This window comes from Pseudomonas sp. Tn43, assembly GCF_014192635.1.
Classification (GTDB): Bacteria; Pseudomonadota; Gammaproteobacteria; order Pseudomonadales; family Pseudomonadaceae; genus Aquipseudomonas.
In genome coordinates, this window is sequence record NZ_JACHYG010000001.1 from 697,796 (window position 1) to 713,486 (window position 15,691).

Here is a 15,691-nt window from a genome sequence, read left to right on the forward strand (position 1 = left end):
TTTCACCCCAGATATCCAAGCCGCACACGCAGCACGTTGTTTGCGTCATAGACCGAGACGTTCAGCGAATTGATCACCAGCCTCCCCTGTCCGGGGACAATGCCGTTGATTTCCAATGTTCCGTCCTTGTTGAGAATCCACCCCTGTTGGCCCGCGATGTAGTTCGTCGAGCTGATGTAGCTGCCGATCTTGGCGTTGGTGATGGTGCCGTCAGCGATGAACGCCGAGTTCATGAACACCTGGCCACCTTGCACCGCAAACGGCACCGAGATGGCGCCGCCGGCGATGGTGTTAACGATGGCGAACCGATCAGCACTCACCAAGAACTGGCTCTGAAACACGCCATTCACGTTCTCGATGCCCAGACCAATACCAGCAGCGACGTACTGCCCGTTAGCCGTGACCGACATCTTCACCGACCACATGGTGCGCAAGTTGCCGTCCACGTCAGCGAATGCCGTGGCGGTTTCCTGAATGGCGGCAGTGTTCTCGCCGACCTTCACGTTCACCTGAGTGATCGCCGTAGCCGTGGCTTCCTTTTCGGTAGCAACTACCTGCCGCAGGTCTGTGACGTTGGCTTCGTTTTCTCCCACGGCGGCAGTCAGTGTGGTGATCTTCTGCGCGCTGGCCAGGTTTTCCGAAGCCCTGACTTTCTCCTCGGTGGCGATTGCCGCCGTGCTGGACCAGCCCTTCAGCGCATCCGCCAGTTCGCCCTCCCCATCGTCATCACGGAAGGAAGCGCGCAGAGCCTGGAATGCTGTCGTCTGCGCAGTGACCACCCCGTCAAGCTCCGTGATTTCGGCGGTATTGGTCGCGACCTGCTGAGCAAGTCCGTTGGCCGTCTGCACTGTCTGTCCGACGTCGAGCCAGTAGTCTGGGTTCGGCGGCGGTGTATCGAGTGGAACGTCACCGGTCGCCTGGTAGATCCGCTTTCCGACAACCACAAGATCGGATTCTTCGTAGGTTGCTTCCGGGTCGTAGCCCTTCAGCCCATCAAGCGCATCAATCTGAGCTTGAAGGCCCGGGATTTTGTCGATCTCATCTAGGATGTCTTGGCCAAGTTCCGTGCGGCCGATCTCTCCAGCGATCATTTCCAGAATTGCCGCGGCATCGGCGCTCGACTGCCCCTGCACACCGATGCCCACCGGGTACCACGGACCAATGTTGCCGATCCGATCCACCAGGCGCGCCCAAAAATAGAACGTCACGCCTGCGCGCAAACCCAGCATCGAGAAATCGCTTTGCGGGTACGACAGGTCTGTCAGTTTGGTAGCCATCTCCAGACTGGTTGTTGGTCCGTACCAGATCTCCGTGCGCTGGGTGTCTTCGGCCCCGGCCGGGAACCCCCACTTCAGGTAGATGCCAAACAGCAGTGGTGTGGCCGTCAGGTATGACACGGCGGGCGGCAGGCCCTCCTTGCCCTTGAGCTGGGTGAGCATCGAGTTGAGCCAGATCGACGAGATGTCGAAGGCGCTCACCGCGCGCACCCGTGCCACGTAGGCGCCAGCGTAAATGCCCACCACGTCGACACTGGTCATTCCGGTGCGCTGCAGCTTGATCCAGTTGCCGCTGTCCTTGCGCCATTCAATGTCATAGGCGACTGCGCCGTTCACCGTGGGCCAGGTTATGGTCATGGTGGCGACCGCGATGCCCTGCGAGACAACTGAGTTCGACGTGACAGTCACGCTGGTCGGTGCCGGAACGACGGTGATCGGAATCACGCTGATCGGCCGCTCTTCCAGTCGAGCGCCAGTGTCGATGTAAGCGAACTTGCTTGGCTCGTACTGCAGCGCGCTGATCTCGAAATCACCCTCGGCGGTGCGCCGGGTCCGCAGCACGCGATAGAGCGGGATCGCCAGATCATCGGCATCCAGAGCCCATTGGAGTTGCGGCAACGGTGCCTCGCTGTAGGCGATGGTCACGGTCACAGCGCGGTTGTTGACGCTCTGCACAGTGCGACCCTCGGCGCGACCACCGGGCAGATTTATGATCAGCCGATCGCCAGCCTTGGCCTGGGTATCACGGTCGAGCGTCACCACTCGACCAGCGACGGCAGAGATCCGCCCTCCCACCTCGCGACCAGCCAGCAGCGAATCCGCCACTGGGATGATGTGGCCAGGCAGAGGAATAACGCCCTCCATGCCGGTCTTGAACGACACTGTGCGGTCCTGATTGTTGCTCAGGATCGCCCACTTGCCGCGACGCTGGGCTTCAGAAGCACGCGTGCAGCCAATGGCACTTAGTTCGGTCGGTTTGTCGCCCAGACGCCGTTGCAGATCCAGGTCCGCGAACGGAATGACGTCGGTGTCGTAGTTGTTCGCGGGATTGTCATAGCTAACCAGAGCCCGGGTGTATCGGGTTTTGGCCGAGGCGCTGCCGTACGAAAACTTCCCGTCGATGACATTGGCCCGAGTGAAGACGTAGTCGAAGTCCTGCGCGCGCGGCATGTCCGCCTGCATTATCAACTGGCCCTGAGCCCAATAGGTCATACCCCGATAGATGCCAGCGATGTCCCGCAACAGCGACCAGGCATCAGCCTTGCCCTGCAAGTTCATGTCGCACAGGAAACGCGGCTCTACGCCCCCAATGCCGTTCGGCACCAGCTGGTCGCAGTACTGCGAAATCCGGTAGAGCTCCCACTTGTCGACCATAAACGGTTTGATGCGCTTGCCCAAGCCGAAACGGTCCTCCGTGCACACACCGTAAGTGATCCAGGCCGGGTTATTGGTCCAGGCCTGCTTCATGCTGCCGTCCCACGTCCCGGTGTAGATACGTGCGATCGGGTCGTAGTTGCTCGGCACCTGCCAGCGGCGCGCCCGACACTTCACCGTGACGGCCGGAATGTTGGTGAACTGCTCGGCGTCGAATTCGATGTAGAGCAGCGCGGTATTCGGATAGCGCAGCTTGGCATCAATCACTTCGGTGAAGCCAGCGATCAGCATGGTGTCGGCGATTTTGTTGCTGTTCTGGTTCGGTGTCAGACGCCGCCCGCGGATCTGCCAGCCGGTGGTAGCGTCCGGCAGATCGATCCGGCGCGAGCGCTCGTAACGTGTAGTGGTCTTCCCGTCTACTGCATCCACCGCCACTTGCTGATAGGCGCCCCCATCGGTGGCCACGTCTATGGCGTACTCGATGCGGTAGCCAACGATGTTGCCTTCATTATCCTGGCGTTGCAGCGCCGGCCAGGCGAAACGCACGCGGACGGCCGACAGCTGAATGTTAGTGATCGAGCGCACCCATGGGGAGTCGCTGCGCAGCTCTACGTTCAGCGAGGTTTCATTCTCAACCGACGGAATACCGGGGATATAGGTCTGGTCCACGGAGCCCGGGCGCCAGTCCCACTTCACGTTCGGGAAATTGTAGTTGCCGCTCGCATCCCGGATCGGGGTGTTGTCGAGGTAGATGTCGTAATCGGTTGGAGTTTCGTCGAACTCGCCCTCGCCTACGGCGATAAGGAGCTTGGCCAGGTTGGTCGAGCGCAGGCTGTCACTGGCCTCGGTCGGCGACTTCGGCTTGCTGCTGCCGCCCTTCTCGCCGTGGATGTCGATCTGCTGTGCTGTGCCCATGCTTTCCTCCAGGCGAAAAAAAACCGCCTCTTGGGCGGCCTGCTTGCTGCGTCCTTCTTACACTTTGTCTTCGGCGTAGATCGATGCGGAAATGATCATGCCGCCCCACCGGCGCTCGCCGATGCAGATCGGTACCGGGTTGCCGCTGGCCGTGGTGTTCTTCGCACTGCCAAAGGCATAAGACGGCGCATTCTCGGGTGATGCGCTCTGCTTGAGGCCGGATGCTTGGGGGCTGAGCATCTGGATTACCCCGCCGGCGACCAAGCCGATACCCGCCCCAATGAGTGGAGCCCCGAAAGGGGTTGCCGAAAAGAACGTGCCGGCGACAATTAAGACCGCTCCGACAATTGTCTGTATCAGCCCGCCTCTTTTGCTTCCATGAATAATAGGCACGATGCGAATTTCAGTAGCGCCACCCAGGCCAAAGTCTTTCTCGCCAACATTTTTCCCATTGCGAAAAACCGCGAATCGCATCCCTAAACGATCCAGGCGCTGAATTTCTTCTTTAAACCCTTCCAGCGTCGCTTTCAACGCCCTGAATGCCTCCCACGCCTGCCCGGAATCCAGAAGACGACGGTGGACACGACCAAACTTCGACGCGAGAGATCCGGACAGCTTTATGGTTGTCATAGGCTGATAACGTGCGATAGACAGCAACATTGCTTTCTCCTGATAACAAAAAACCGCCCGGAGGCGGCTGTTTGATGCGTATTACTGATAATCGACGTAAGGCCCTATATAGAAACCCATAATGTCACCGCTGATTCGGTATAGGCTTTCTTTTCCTGCCTGCACGTTTGCTGAAACTGTTCGGATCGCTGCTCCAGCGCACAGACCGGACCCCGCGAGGCCTGCGCCGATACTTGGCGTACCTACTGGCAAGTAGAAACTTGCGCGCTGGCCCGTACCCATTTTTGCAGCTTTGCGGCCGTCAACGTATATAACGATGTCGCAACCTGAGCCAACTGCTCCCGAGTCCCTGACTACAGTGACCTTCCCGCTTTCTCCAGCTGGTTTACTCTGAAATGCGTATAGCTCATCCCTCGGCACCGGCTCAGCCTGATTGACAGAGATGGCGGACGACGCACACCCTGCCAGCACCGCGACAGCCATCGCTCCTACGATCAATTTCATGCAGGTCACTCCTGTGGAAAGGCCTGCAATGTAGCACTGGGCGTCAGAAACGAAAAAGCCCAGCGGGTTGGCTGGGCTTAATTTAATGAGCGTACAACTTGAATTCTCTGTCGATCCACACGACATGGAATATTCGGCCTTTTCGGTAGCCGACCATTGCAACTAGGTCATATGCCCGAAACGCTAAAAGCCTTACATCAGCCGTCAAAAAAGACGGAATGCCAACCTTCAAAATTCCGCGGTCAATTATTTCTGTACCGTACCCATGACGATCAAGCTGCCGAATATCTCGCCAAGAAATCTGGCTTATTCGCCGCAGCCGATCGAGCATTTTCGAGCGTTCTTCCTGTTGGCAGTCGTGTATACACCAGCCAGCCTGAAGATATTCAAACGAAAAAACGGGAGGCTTTAGGTCTGAGTCATCCACCTCAGGTACCGCATCTCGCGTTTTTATTTTTGGATTTTGAGCAGCCCTGCCCTTGATTCGTCCCATTTTCAGTTAACCAAATTGTCTCTGAAATACTTCTGCATTTCCTCAAACGGGATCTGCTTGCTCGACACACCCTCTTCGTAATTATCCTTCCAAGGGTCCTCTTCATGGGTCAACTGACGCAGCTTCCACGCCGAATATTGCCCGTATACCTCATAGACATCATTGAGCAGTCGACGCTGCTCCCTGCTGAATATAGTTGCGTCGAATTGTGCTGGAGCAGGGATCGAACTTGATCCATGATGGCTGTAACGATGATAGAGGTTGGCAACTACTGGGCCGTGCATCCAAGCTTCAATTGGCTCATCAAAAAGTGGTTCATCAAGAAGAGCCAAGCTAAAACCTTGCGCGTAGTACACCAATTTCTGAAGTTTCAGGTTCGAGATTTCTCCCTCGTCACCTTCGACAGAAAGAAAGTATTTAGCTACATCGTGGCTCGTTGGCACGACCGCCTCCTTTTTTGCCGATGCAATTCCTTCGCATCAATCTAGATCAAAAATGAGGCGCGAGTCTGCACAAGTCAAGAGACTTCGTCAATTTTTCATTGACTTAGTCATGCCATATTCGCTAGGAACTCGAATTCCTCCAGCCTGTATGAATCCCCAGTAACGCCGCGCCGCCCTCGAGTCGCCGCGGCACTGCCGTATCATATGGTTCGTTGTGCGTCCTTGTGCCTAAGGATCAGGCGTGTTCGGTCCAGCCATGGACCGCCGAAGACGATGATCTCGCTCGGCCTGCCGTACAGGTGATGCAGTAGGAAAGGCCCAGGGCCGAAGGTCGCCGCGTCTTCGCCAGGCAGTGACGGACTGGCGCCGAGGAATATCCCCGCATGATTCGGGTAAACCGTCCGGCCTACCTCCATTACGATCATGTCACCTCGCTGAGGCTGGTCGACCCGGTAGAAGCCGGCAGTCTCGTAGTTCGCCTCGTACAGGCTGGTGTTGTCCTTGCTCTCCCACCAGCCGTCGGCGCGATTGAAGGCTTCAAACTCCAGTCCCCACTCGCGCTGATACCAATCCGCGCAGACCTGCCAGCAGTCCCAAGCGCCATGCACGAACGGACGCTTCAGTAGCGGAACGGCGCCAGCTGGCATCACCGTGCGCAAGTCACCCTCCGGCCAACTGAGGATGTGCCACGGCATCGCGGTCGCTTCGCACATGGCCAGGTCGCGGGGAGACGGCCTGCTGGTTGCATCCGGATGCGAATGAACGATGCCGATTACTTCGCCAACGTCTTCCGCGGCGGCATAGTCCTCAGGATCAATCCGGAACTCTTCGTTCGGCTCTGTGGCGATATTTCGGCACGGGTGGTACTGCTGTTTGCGCCCAATGCTCAGCAGCAGGCCGCAGCACTCTTTCGGGTACTCGGTTGCCGCGTGAGCCTGGATCGCGCTCAAGATATGCTTGCGCATGGTCAGCTCCGGGCAATCAGAGATACGGCCGGGAAGCCGCCGAATGGCAATGGGTTGCCCTCACCGAAGCGCGGGATACAACCCCGGCCCAATGTGGCGTCACACTCATCCAGCTCTGGGTTATCGGTGACAACCCCGTCTTTGGTGACGTATGGCCCGGTGTAGCCGCAGTTCGGCCCGCGATAGCCGCCAGTGAGGCACCAGTGGCACAAGGTTGTAGCCTGGCGGCCGATTGACTCACCGCCCACGTCACCCGGGCTGGCAAGCTCCCAACTGACAGTCTCCCCGTCCTCGTTCGTTTTCTGGTCGATGTACCAGACTTCGATCGTCTCTTGGGTTGGATCTGCCGTCGGATTACCGGCAGGGAAGTTCACCGCATCCAGGTACGTGCCCAAGGTGTGGCGCATGGTCAGCTTGAACTCGAGCAGGTCGTCGAACGCCAGACATAGCGCAGTGATGCGCCCATTGACGTTGCCGACGGACAGCGAAGGCCGTACCGCTGTGCCGTCGCCGTTGGCCTCGATGCCGTCGATCTGCATCGGCCAGGCCCCGTACTCGTTTCCCTGCCACCAAATGGCCTTGGCCGGCAACAGCTCCGGATCGCCACCGGTGGCGATGATCTCGGCCGGCGTATGCGGGATGGCGTGCCCGTGGAAGCGCAGAATGTCCGCGCCATAATCCGTACCGTCCAATTCAAAGAGCAGCACTTCGCTGCCAGGCTCTAGGACCTGGATGTCACTGATCAGCGGCATGGTTGCCCCTTATGGTTGGAATGCACGGTCAAAGGTGGCCGTGAGTTTGAAAACTCCGCCGCCCACGGGAGTGGGTACGGGATTCTTGCAGGTGAACAGGCCGAGCTGGCCAAGCGGCGTGGTCCAGAGGAATGCCTTCGCGCCAGCGTGCCGGTCGAGGAACGCCATGATCTCCAACACTTTGGCTTTTGGGCCGCTGTAGGTGATCGGATAGGAGTCTTCTTTGTTGTTCGGGCCGTCGCCGGCTTCCTGCTTGTAGCCGTCGCCGAACTGCGCAGTGCGCACCCGATAGGTAATTTCAGGTGCATCGCCGTGCTGAGTTGGCCAAGTGAATGTCTCAATCGCCATCAGGCTCTCCCGTTAACGTTGCGGAAACTCACGCCGCCGGCACGCCACGACTCGGCCACGGCTCTCTCTGCTGCGGCCTTCATCTGCGTCTGGAGGTTTTGCGAGAGCGCCTGCTGGTCGAGCTGCATCCCTTCAGAGCTGCGATCCGGAATCGCCACGGTGACCGGTGCGTTGATGCTGATGGTTGATCCGCTGCTGCCACCGCTCAAAGCTCGCACGCCAAGCTGGCCGCCGGCTGTCCGGGTCAGCGGCATGATCGCCTCTTCTCCCGCCTCCCCCATGATTCCGATATCGCCACCGGCCATGCCAAAGGCTGTTGGCTTGCTCACAACGCTATTGGCGAAGGCGCCACCGTTGGCGAACATCTGCACGCCAGACGACCAGGCACCACCGTCGGCCTGGATACTGCCGGGAGTGAAGCCAGATAGGTCGCCGCTGTAGCCTCCCTGAGTCGACCCTGCTGACGCAGTTGATCCCGCACCGCCAGCGAAGTAACTCGCACTTGCGCCGATGAGGCTGCCCAGCAGCGCGGAACTGGCTTGCCGAGTAGCGATGCGCGCCATGTCCGCCAAGATCGACTTCGTAAAGTCCGCGAACGACAACTTCCCTGTCATTGCGAAGTCGACGATTGCGTCCTCCATCGAACTGAAGGCATTCGTGAATAGGCTTTTGGTCTGCCCGGCCACATCACGCGCTGACTCCAGGTAGTTCTGCCACGCCGACGAAGCGCCCGCGCTCCAGTCACCCTGGGCGGCGGTCATCTCGTCGTAGTTGGATTGCACGGTGTCGTGCAGATCCTGCTGGGTGGTTTTCAGCGCGGCCAGCTTCTGGGTGTACTCGTCGAGACTCATGCCCCGAGAGCCATCACCGTATTGGTTGGCCAGCTCCAGACGCTGCTGGTTGAAGCGATCGTCGATACCGTTCTGCTGATCCCTCAGCCCGCGCTGGCGATCACCCTGGCCAAGGCCTGAAGCCGCGCGCAGCCCTTGCTGTCGAAGCGTCTCGACCTGTTGCTGTAAGGCGTCGGTATACGTTTTGACGGCCAGAGTCTGCTTGCGCAGGCGACCGTCTTCGTTGGTGGCAATGATCGAAAGCTGGCTGTCCGTTTCCTGCTGCGCATTGACCATCGCGCTGCGCGCATCCGATATCTTTTGATCGATCTGGATGATCTGCGCTGCAGTCGCTCCCTTTTTGGCCTTGGCTGCTTCCAGAGCCGCGATTTCCGCCTCATATCCCTGGGCTACTTCGACGGCTTCCTGCTTCAGCAGGCTGACACGTTGCTCTGTGTAGCTGGCCTGTGAGATAACACCGGCCCGCTGAGATGCTTCGAGCTCCTTGTCGGCGTTTTTGTAGTAGGCCAGAGTTTCAGCGAGTACATTTTTTGCGTTATTGAAGCCCGTCAGGTCGACGCTGCCTGTTGCGCCCTTCGGATCTTTGAACTTGTCGTTGAGATTCGCCATGTTCTTGGCGACCGCGGCCGGATCAAGTCGCGCATCGTTCGGGCTAGTTTTGCGGATGTCGTCGAGTTGCTTCTTGTACTCCTTGATTGCCTCGGCGCGCTTCTGCTCGTTGGTCAGTGAGGACTTTGTCAGCGCATCGACTTTGGCCATCGCAGAGACAGCGTCTTTCTGAGCCTTGGCTTGATCGCCTTCGTATTTGGCAATGTCGGCCGCTGCAGCCTTCTGGTCCTCCAACATGTTCAGCTGATTGCTGTAGAGCTCAACCATCTCTTTCTGGTTTTGGAAGGCGCCCACATTGCCCGATTGCGCCTGCCCCAGATTCCGCCGGGCCTGCTCAATGTCGGCATCAATATCGGGCCGCCCCAGGTTCTTCAGGCTGTCCGCAGCTCGTGCGACAGCGTTGTAACCCTTCTCCCAGAAGCTCAGGTTTTCGAGGATCCTCGGGGTGCGCTCGTTGATCGCATCCGCGTACTGCTCGGTTGCCAGTTTCACGGCGCCAGCATGGTCGCCCTGCTCTTCCAGAGCGGCGATCTGCGAATAAACCGAAGCTGTCAGGTAGTGGTATTGCTCATTTAGCGCGGCTGACGCTTTGACCGGCTCGTCTGCGATCTTTTCGAACTCAGCAACCGTCTCTTTTATGGCTTTGCCGGTCGCTTCCTTCATGGACACGGCAGCCTGGGCAATGCCGCCGAAGCTCTCGCCAGCGATTTTTCCATTGCCGGCCAGCAGCGCCAGCACTTCGGCAGCCTGGCCAGTCGTGCCGACGGTCGCGCTGACCTGTCGCGCCATTTCGCCCAGTTGGCTGGCGGTCATGCCAGAGGCGTTACCGGTGAGTACCAGGCCTTTGGTATAGGCATCCTGCTCTTTGCTGCCCTTGTAGTAGGCAACGGCCAGCCCGCCGACGGCAGCAGTGGCCAAGGCGATTGGCGCCAGAATGGCAAGTAGGCCAGCAGCCGATGCACCTGCACCAGCACCCAGCTGAGCAACAGCGCGTACGCCACTGCCCCAGTCGCCGGAGGACAGTGCATTGCCGAGCTGAACGACGTTTTCCTGAGCCTGACGGGTGCCAAGTTTCAGCTTGTCGAAACCGGTGGCAGTTTTTTCCAGCGATGCATAGTTGCCGTTCAGCTTGCCCAGCGCCGAGTTGTATTGGTCCTGACTGATGCGGCCGGCATCGAGATGCTTGCCCAGCTGCTCTACCTGATTATCGAGCTTGGCCATGGCCGCACGGGCTGGGTCGATCGCGCCGAGCAGGCTGTTCAGCGCCTTTTGTTCATCCAGCGTGGACTTGGCCAGCGCTGCCTGCTGCTTGTCGAGCTGCGCGGTGATCTTGGTGAACTCGGCCTCGCCATAGGCACCGGTCTTAGTGAGTTTCGCCAGATTTTCGCGCTGCTTTGCCAATTCCTGCGTGGTGGTCGCGCCCTTCGACAACGACTTCTCCAGCGCTTCCATCTCTTTCATCAGGCCGACGGCAGACTGCTCCGCTCGATCGCCGGCCTTGGTCATCTTGTCGAGTTCGACAGTGGCCCGGGCGGTGTCAGCTGAGTCAATCTTGATGCCCAGTTCTGCGATGTTCATCGACTCACCTTGAATAAGTGCCGTCTTCACGGGCTGTTGTCGCGGGCTTCGGCCATGACCGCGATGGCTTCCGATTCCATTACGCGGATGTCCTGAAATACGCCTGGGCGATCCTTCGCCGGAATGCCGACGAGCTTCATCACGTCGGGCAGAACGCCGTAATCAAGCCCGGTTGCGCCGCATGCACCTGTGCGCCACTGAGTCCCCATCGAATCCATGACGAGGAACGACTTCCAGTTGTCTGGCCAGACCTCGACAGTTTCGTCGTAGTCCTCAGGTGAAAAGCCAAACAACGCCATCTGCTCGGCGGATCCGTCAGACTCGTAGAGCGCACGGGCAGCGGCGGTTAGTTTCCCAGGCGGGCCTTGCCGAAGGCTTCGCTGTAGGCCTTCACGACGGCATCCGAGACGCCGATGCAGCTCTTCACCAGAGCGGTGATCGACTCGTCGTTGAGCTTGTCGTTGAAGCCCCATGCCACGACCAGGTCCTTGATCTGCTCGACACCCTGCTCCACTTCCGCCGCGGTGATTTCGGTGAGAGTTGGCTGGGAGTCTTTGAAGCGCTCGCCCAAGGCTTCGGCTTTCTCCTTCCAGGCGTCGAACAATTCGGCCAGGGCTGTGCGGTCGCGATACTTGAAGGTGAACGGAACCATTGCGGGTTTGCCGCCCACCTGAGGGATGGCCACATCGACGGTGAATGTCGGTTTTGGCGCGATGGAAAACTTTGCCATGGAATCCCCTTAGGCGTTGTAGCGAGTTGGGCGGGAGGCAAACGACAGCGTGATGGTCCGCGTCATGATGTTGTTGCGGCTGAGCGTTGGGGTCGCAGTGATCGATACATACGCGTAGTAATAAATGGTCGCGCCGCCCGGCAGGTTTGCGCGAACCAGGCGCGGCTCCTTGTCTTCATCGGCGGCTTCCACCACTGCGACGTATGCCTGAGCAGGGTCATCTGCAACTGGCAGCGTCATGCTGCTGGCCGACTTGGTGGTAGGCAGTTGGCGATCATCGTCGTCTTCAAGGAAGCCGTAGGTCAGGAACTGCTGCTCACCGCCGTTTGCGGTCGGCTCGGTGATCTGAGCGATTTGGGTCCAGCCGGACGCAGCACGAACCGATCCCGCACCGGAGCCTGCCGGATAGTTTTTGACGCTGGTGGTATCCACGCCCTCGGCCGCGAAGTCGCCCACATCGGAATCAATCACTCGCGCAGGGCGGCCGTTCAGCTTTGCCCACGCCGAATCAATGACGATCACGTCGCCATTGGCCAGGCCGTGCGCGGCAGCGGTCAACACTGCGGGCTTGGCGTTGGAGATGGCAGTGAACGCTTTCGCTGTGCTCAAGGTGGCAGCGATCTCGAACGTGGTGCCGTTGGGAATTTTGACGCTCATGGGTTTTCCTCTTTGCAGAAATGACAAAACCCGCGCAGTGGCGGGTTCTGGGTTGCCCAATGGGCGGATTAGTTTGTGTCGGCTCGGTATTGAAAAGAGACCGGTACAGTGAAGGTCGTGTCGTCTGGAATTCCAGGGCCGGGGTCGACTGGTGTCATGGTGACGACGGTCAGCGCGCCTTTCGTGCTTCGCGCATACAGCGGGAACAAGGCGGCGATCTGGTCGGCCAGTGCACCGGCCGCACCGCGATACTTGCCCGATGGCGTCACGATGCTGACCTGAAACACGCCGGTGTAGAGTTTGTGGTCGCCGCCGAGCGTGTTGCTCGTGGTGTCCGCCGGTAGCGTGAAGGCCTTCAGGTACGTAGCGCCGTCAACTGGCGTGTAGGTCTCGTTCTCGACGACGACCTTCAGCGGTACCGGCAACGCTTTCGCCCAGGCGATCAGCTTGGCCTCGTAGATTGAGGCAATGATGTTGTGGCTCATACCTGATTGTTCCTGATGGCCTCCTGCACGATCTGCTGGAAGCGGGCCACGGTGATGCGGACCATGCCGCCGGGTGCCTGGGTCGAATGCCCGAACTCGAGCGGGATGGCGTATGGCAGGTTGTTGATGAGGTAGGCAGTCTGTCCGGCAGTGAAATCGCTGACAGCCGAAACCAATGCGGCAATCGTCTCTTGTCCGCTCGGATCAACCTGGCCAAACGTGACGTTTTCGACGACATCAATTGAAAGATGCCAGTTGGCTCGGAACCGGCCACCGACGTAGCCTTCAGGGGCGACGATATCCATGCCGTCGTTCAGCTTGCGCCCGGGCCTCAGTCGCCCCGCCTTTGTCAGGTTGGCTGGATCGTTACGCAGGTCGCTGTTGTGATCGTCCACAGCCTTGTTGTACTGGCGAGCCACGGTGTTCTGCGCCCATATCTCGGGATTCCCCACCGGCGACATGCGGATAACGCTGCTGCCGACCTCGATGATGATCTCGCGCAGACTTGCGTCGATGGCTTCCGTCGCCTGGGCTGCAAACTCGGCCAGGCTCAAGGCAAAGCTGCCAGACTGACCGGCGCCGGCGCAACTCACGACCGCACCTGCAGCTCGTACAGAATTGGCGTGCCAGCTGGATTGATCTCTTTCAGCGGCGGGACGATTGACCAGGTGCGACCTTGAACGATGACCTTGTTCAACAGGTCCGGCACCCACGCCAGTCCCTGCGCGGCGATCTTGAGCTTCTTGTCGCCCTGCTTGATGAGGCTGTTGTTCTGGAATTCTTGGCCGGTGAAGTCGAGCAGGATGCCTTGGGCAGCCTGCTCGATGGTGGTGTCAGGCGGTGCCGTTCCGGTGTCAGGGTCGTACTCGCCGGCGGTAACTGCCCGGATGGTCACGGTCTGGCCGAACTCTGTGATCATCTCCAGAGCCATCACGGCCATTTCGTCGTAGAAGGCCATGGTGGGCTCCAAATGTGAAAAGCCCAGCGCAGTGGCTGGGCTAAAGATCATTCGCGGTAGGGAGCAAGGCGCTCTTCTTCAAGCTGCTGCTTTTTTTTCTCCCATTCTTTCACCATGTCGTCCGCGTATCTGGCAGCCGTTTTGACAGGTGACTCCTGAGAAATTGAGTTTCCTTTAGCAACCAAGACCCCGTTCAATGCACTTTCAGCAAAACGAGTCCAAACTTCCAGTTTCGTCATTTCAATCGCCTCACCTTGTAGAGGCGCCACGCTACCATCACGCCCTGACAGCGAACAACCCACGGCGCTGCAAGTAATCCGCAAACTGGGTAGCGCTCGGCCGATCCGGCGCCGCCGGCAACAGTCGGCCGCTGGTGTTGGAAATCGTCGCGTACTCGCGAGTTACTGCGCCCTCAACACGCTCCAGCGTCACTGCGCCTTTGCGCTTGTCGATCGGGTCGATGTCATCGGTATGTATCTCGGCAGCCAAGGCCATCTGACCGTATTGGATACGCGCAGGGAGGTAGTTGTCGGGCTTGATCTGATAGTCCAGTTCAACCCCTCGACGCGGCCAGGCCAACGCCTGATCGCTGTCCATCTTGCGCCCCTTCCAAGTCATGCCATTCATCGCCAAGGCGGACCGACGAAGCAGTGCTTCTTGCGCGGGCTCGTCCGCAGGAATGGTCACGCCGAACTTTACGGCGTACATGACCAGGTCTGCGGCACTCGCGTAGCTTTCGGCGTCTGGCTTGCCGGTGCCGTCCTCGATGATGAGCATGTGTCAGTCCTGGTCTTTCAGCAGTTGCAGAAGGGTTGGCTGATCGGCGTTGCTGTCAAAGGTTACGCCTTTCTTCGTCAGCGCGGCCTGGAGCTCTTCGATCTTAAGCTTTTCGCGAGGATCCGCGGTTGAGGCCTTAGAGGCTGGGCGGAACTCAGGCTTGAGCTTCGCCTTCGGCGGCTTCTCAACTTCACCACCGCGATCTTCCGTCACATTGGCATCGATGATGATCAGGCCTTCCCTTTTGGCGATTGCCTTCACATCATCTTCGTAGCGGTGAAACGGGCCCGGCAGATACCAGATGTTATCAGTCATCACTGTCACTCCGCTGCGCCAGGGCATTATGCCCCGGAGCAGTCATCAGGTGGTTACTTGGAGGCGTCGCCGATCAGAGCAACACCGGCGGTGTCCTTGATGCTGGCGGCGGTTTTGTCCCAGTTGGTGCCGGTGGCAAGCGCGGCGCTGGATGGAGACTTGCCGCCGTTCGCGACATCCCAGGTGTAACCCTTGATGCCGAGACCAAAGGTGTAGTCCACCTGAATGGTCGTGGTGATGCGCTCGTTACCGTTGTTGGTCTGCACGTTCGAGATGATGTCTCGGTTGTCGTGCACCAGCGCGGCGCCAGCTGCCAAGCCCAGGATGATTTCCTTGTTCGGCGTGCCGGCCTGAGCAAGAGCTGGCGCATCGGTGACGATTGAAGTCTTGCCGAGGATGTCGACGACGCGAACGTTGCCGGCCTGGAACAGGTTGTTCGGGTTGGCGAGGCCTTGGCCGACCAGTTTGTGCCAGGTGGTGCCCTGCATGACTTGAGCAACCAGGTTCTGGCTTGCGTCACCGAATTTCGCATGCGCGCTGTTCAGGCCGGACTGGGTAATACCAGCGGTGGCCGACACATCGTTGACGGCAGCTGCTTGTGCGGTGATGGCCGCCACCAGCGCAGCGATCGCGGTGTTGAGCTGGTCTTTTAGCAGCACTTCGGCGAACGCGCGGCTTGCAACCTCAACACCTTGTGCAGTCGGACGCTGCAGCCAGGTCATTTGCGACGGCTCGTAGCGAATCGGGCCGAAGCCACCAGCGACTTTCACGGTGGTGTCTTGCAGTTCGGTCAGGTCAACCGGAGTCACTGCGGCGTTTGCACCATAGCGGTTAACGCGGCGCTGAGCGGCACCCAGGTTCTGGAAGAACGACTCTTGCAAGAAGTCGCCGGTGAAGCCGTTCGGCGACAGCACAATCGCGCCATTGCTAGCCGCGTTGAACGCCTCGAGCATTTGATCCAGCGTCTCGAGAGTCGCCGGCATGATGTAATCGTTGAAAACCTGCATTTGAGACAGGGACATGGGTCAAA

19 protein-coding genes are annotated in these 15,691 nt (G+C 59.1%); 1 reads left to right on the forward strand and 18 read right to left on the reverse strand.

Going from position 1 to position 15,691, the window contains the following annotated elements; genetic code table 11:
• Positions 1 to 2: 2 nt before the first annotated feature.
• From FHW68_RS02980 to FHW68_RS02990, 3 genes are read right to left on the reverse strand one after another with little or no spacing between them, the layout of a single operon-like run.
• Positions 3 to 3,566, reverse strand: coding sequence for a host specificity protein J (locus tag FHW68_RS02980; protein ID WP_183678653.1), 3,564 nt, complete (start codon positions 3,564 to 3,566; stop codon positions 3 to 5).
• 57 nt (positions 3,567 to 3,623) lie between these two features.
• Entirely contained in the window at positions 3,624 to 4,226 is a 603-nt protein-coding gene (locus FHW68_RS02985; RefSeq protein WP_183678656.1) for a tail assembly protein, read from the reverse strand.
• Between the two features lie 51 nt (positions 4,227 to 4,277).
• Entirely contained in the window at positions 4,278 to 4,700 is a 423-nt protein-coding gene (locus FHW68_RS02990; RefSeq protein WP_183678658.1) for a hypothetical protein, read from the reverse strand.
• Between the two features lie 171 nt (positions 4,701 to 4,871).
• Between FHW68_RS02990 and FHW68_RS02995 the strand changes: the two genes are divergently transcribed.
• On the forward strand, positions 4,872 to 5,183 hold the full coding sequence (locus FHW68_RS02995; protein WP_183678660.1) for a hypothetical protein: 312 nt from the start codon (positions 4,872 to 4,874) through the stop codon (positions 5,181 to 5,183).
• Between the two features lie 12 nt (positions 5,184 to 5,195).
• On the opposite strand, the gene FHW68_RS03000 is transcribed toward FHW68_RS02995, so the two are convergent.
• The 15 genes from FHW68_RS03000 to FHW68_RS03070 form a co-directional block, all read right to left on the reverse strand.
• Positions 5,196 to 5,636, reverse strand: a complete 441-nt coding sequence (locus tag FHW68_RS03000; RefSeq protein WP_183678662.1) for a Panacea domain-containing protein — start codon at positions 5,634 to 5,636, stop codon at positions 5,196 to 5,198.
• Between the two features lie 200 nt (positions 5,637 to 5,836).
• On the reverse strand, positions 5,837 to 6,601 hold the full coding sequence (locus FHW68_RS03005) for a C40 family peptidase (protein ID WP_183678664.1): 765 nt from the start codon (positions 6,599 to 6,601) through the stop codon (positions 5,837 to 5,839).
• Positions 6,602 to 6,603: 2 nt separating this feature from the next.
• Positions 6,604 to 7,353 (reverse strand): phage minor tail protein L, encoded by a 750-nt coding sequence (locus FHW68_RS03010; RefSeq protein ID WP_183678666.1) that lies wholly within the window; start codon positions 7,351 to 7,353, stop codon positions 6,604 to 6,606.
• Positions 7,354 to 7,362: 9 nt separating this feature from the next.
• Entirely contained in the window at positions 7,363 to 7,701 is a 339-nt protein-coding gene (locus FHW68_RS03015; RefSeq protein ID WP_183678668.1) for a phage tail protein, read from the reverse strand.
• Positions 7,701 to 10,739 carry a phage tail tape measure protein gene (locus tag FHW68_RS03020; protein ID WP_183678670.1) on the reverse strand — a complete coding sequence of 1,013 codons (3,039 nt, stop codon included), beginning with the start codon at positions 10,737 to 10,739 and terminating at the stop codon, positions 7,701 to 7,703. The genes FHW68_RS03015 and FHW68_RS03020 overlap by 1 nt, the downstream gene beginning before the upstream one ends.
• Positions 10,740 to 10,765: 26 nt before the next feature.
• On the reverse strand, positions 10,766 to 11,038 hold the full coding sequence (locus FHW68_RS03025; RefSeq protein WP_183678673.1) for a DUF1799 domain-containing protein: 273 nt from the start codon (positions 11,036 to 11,038) through the stop codon (positions 10,766 to 10,768).
• Positions 11,039 to 11,085: 47 nt separating this feature from the next.
• Positions 11,086 to 11,469: a phage tail assembly chaperone gene (locus FHW68_RS03030; protein WP_183678675.1), complete on the reverse strand. Its 384-nt coding sequence runs from the start codon at positions 11,467 to 11,469 to the stop codon at positions 11,086 to 11,088.
• Between the two features lie 9 nt (positions 11,470 to 11,478).
• On the reverse strand, positions 11,479 to 12,126 hold the full coding sequence (locus FHW68_RS03035; protein WP_183678677.1) for a phage tail protein: 648 nt from the start codon (positions 12,124 to 12,126) through the stop codon (positions 11,479 to 11,481).
• A 68-nt stretch (positions 12,127 to 12,194) separates the two neighbouring features.
• Positions 12,195 to 12,611: a phage tail terminator-like protein gene (locus tag FHW68_RS03040; RefSeq protein ID WP_183678679.1), complete on the reverse strand. Its 417-nt coding sequence runs from the start codon at positions 12,609 to 12,611 to the stop codon at positions 12,195 to 12,197.
• The gene (locus FHW68_RS03045; RefSeq protein ID WP_183678681.1) at positions 12,608 to 13,204 is read right to left on the reverse strand and encodes a hypothetical protein; all 597 of its coding nucleotides are present in this window, start codon (positions 13,202 to 13,204) and stop codon (positions 12,608 to 12,610) included. Before FHW68_RS03045 ends, FHW68_RS03040 begins: the two co-directional genes overlap by 4 nt.
• Positions 13,201 to 13,569, reverse strand: a complete 369-nt coding sequence (locus tag FHW68_RS03050) for a hypothetical protein (RefSeq protein WP_183678683.1) — start codon at positions 13,567 to 13,569, stop codon at positions 13,201 to 13,203. The genes FHW68_RS03045 and FHW68_RS03050 overlap by 4 nt, the downstream gene beginning before the upstream one ends.
• 47 nt (positions 13,570 to 13,616) lie before the next feature.
• Positions 13,617 to 13,808 (reverse strand): hypothetical protein, encoded by a 192-nt coding sequence (locus tag FHW68_RS03055; RefSeq protein ID WP_183678685.1) that lies wholly within the window; start codon positions 13,806 to 13,808, stop codon positions 13,617 to 13,619.
• A gap of 37 nt (positions 13,809 to 13,845) precedes the next feature.
• Positions 13,846 to 14,346 carry a DnaT-like ssDNA-binding protein gene (locus tag FHW68_RS03060; RefSeq protein ID WP_183678687.1) on the reverse strand — a complete coding sequence of 167 codons (501 nt, stop codon included), beginning with the start codon at positions 14,344 to 14,346 and terminating at the stop codon, positions 13,846 to 13,848.
• A 3-nt stretch (positions 14,347 to 14,349) separates the two neighbouring features.
• A complete protein-coding gene (locus tag FHW68_RS03065) occupies positions 14,350 to 14,661 on the reverse strand; it encodes a hypothetical protein (RefSeq protein WP_183678689.1) in 312 nt (103 codons plus the stop codon).
• A 53-nt stretch (positions 14,662 to 14,714) separates the two neighbouring features.
• Entirely contained in the window at positions 14,715 to 15,683 is a 969-nt protein-coding gene (locus FHW68_RS03070) for a major capsid protein (RefSeq protein WP_007941820.1), read from the reverse strand.
• Between the last annotated feature and the right edge of the window lie 8 nt (positions 15,684 to 15,691).

Excerpts from the sequence above, each read along its gene's own strand:
- FHW68_RS03060 (WP_183678687.1), bottom strand. The coding sequence starts at position 14,346 with ATGCTCATCATCGAGGACGGCACCGGCAAGCCAGACGCCGAAAGCTAC.
- FHW68_RS02980 (WP_183678653.1), bottom strand. The coding sequence starts at position 3,566 with ATGGGCACAGCACAGCAGATCGACATCCACGGCGAGAAGGGCGGCAGC.
- FHW68_RS03035 (WP_183678677.1), bottom strand. The coding sequence starts at position 12,126 with ATGAGCGTCAAAATTCCCAACGGCACCACGTTCGAGATCGCTGCCACC.
- FHW68_RS03010 (WP_183678666.1), bottom strand. The coding sequence starts at position 7,353 with ATGCCGCTGATCAGTGACATCCAGGTCCTAGAGCCTGGCAGCGAAGTG.
- FHW68_RS03025 (WP_183678673.1), bottom strand. The coding sequence starts at position 11,038 with ATGGCGTTGTTTGGCTTTTCACCTGAGGACTACGACGAAACTGTCGAG.
- FHW68_RS02990 (WP_183678658.1), bottom strand. The coding sequence starts at position 4,700 with ATGAAATTGATCGTAGGAGCGATGGCTGTCGCGGTGCTGGCAGGGTGT.
- FHW68_RS03065 (WP_183678689.1), bottom strand. The coding sequence starts at position 14,661 with ATGACTGATAACATCTGGTATCTGCCGGGCCCGTTTCACCGCTACGAA.
- FHW68_RS02995 (WP_183678660.1), top strand. The coding sequence starts at position 4,872 with ATGCCCGAAACGCTAAAAGCCTTACATCAGCCGTCAAAAAAGACGGAA.
- FHW68_RS03050 (WP_183678683.1), bottom strand. The coding sequence starts at position 13,569 with ATGGCCTTCTACGACGAAATGGCCGTGATGGCTCTGGAGATGATCACA.
- FHW68_RS03040 (WP_183678679.1), bottom strand. The coding sequence starts at position 12,611 with ATGAGCCACAACATCATTGCCTCAATCTACGAGGCCAAGCTGATCGCC.
- FHW68_RS03020 (WP_183678670.1), bottom strand. The coding sequence starts at position 10,739 with ATGAACATCGCAGAACTGGGCATCAAGATTGACTCAGCTGACACCGCC.
- FHW68_RS03015 (WP_183678668.1), bottom strand. The coding sequence starts at position 7,701 with ATGGCGATTGAGACATTCACTTGGCCAACTCAGCACGGCGATGCACCT.
- FHW68_RS03070 (WP_007941820.1), bottom strand. The coding sequence starts at position 15,683 with ATGTCCCTGTCTCAAATGCAGGTTTTCAACGATTACATCATGCCGGCG.
- FHW68_RS03055 (WP_183678685.1), bottom strand. The coding sequence starts at position 13,808 with ATGACGAAACTGGAAGTTTGGACTCGTTTTGCTGAAAGTGCATTGAAC.
- FHW68_RS02985 (WP_183678656.1), bottom strand. The coding sequence starts at position 4,226 with ATGTTGCTGTCTATCGCACGTTATCAGCCTATGACAACCATAAAGCTG.
- FHW68_RS03005 (WP_183678664.1), bottom strand. The coding sequence starts at position 6,601 with ATGCGCAAGCATATCTTGAGCGCGATCCAGGCTCACGCGGCAACCGAG.
- FHW68_RS03030 (WP_183678675.1), bottom strand. The coding sequence starts at position 11,469 with ATGGCAAAGTTTTCCATCGCGCCAAAACCGACATTCACCGTCGATGTG.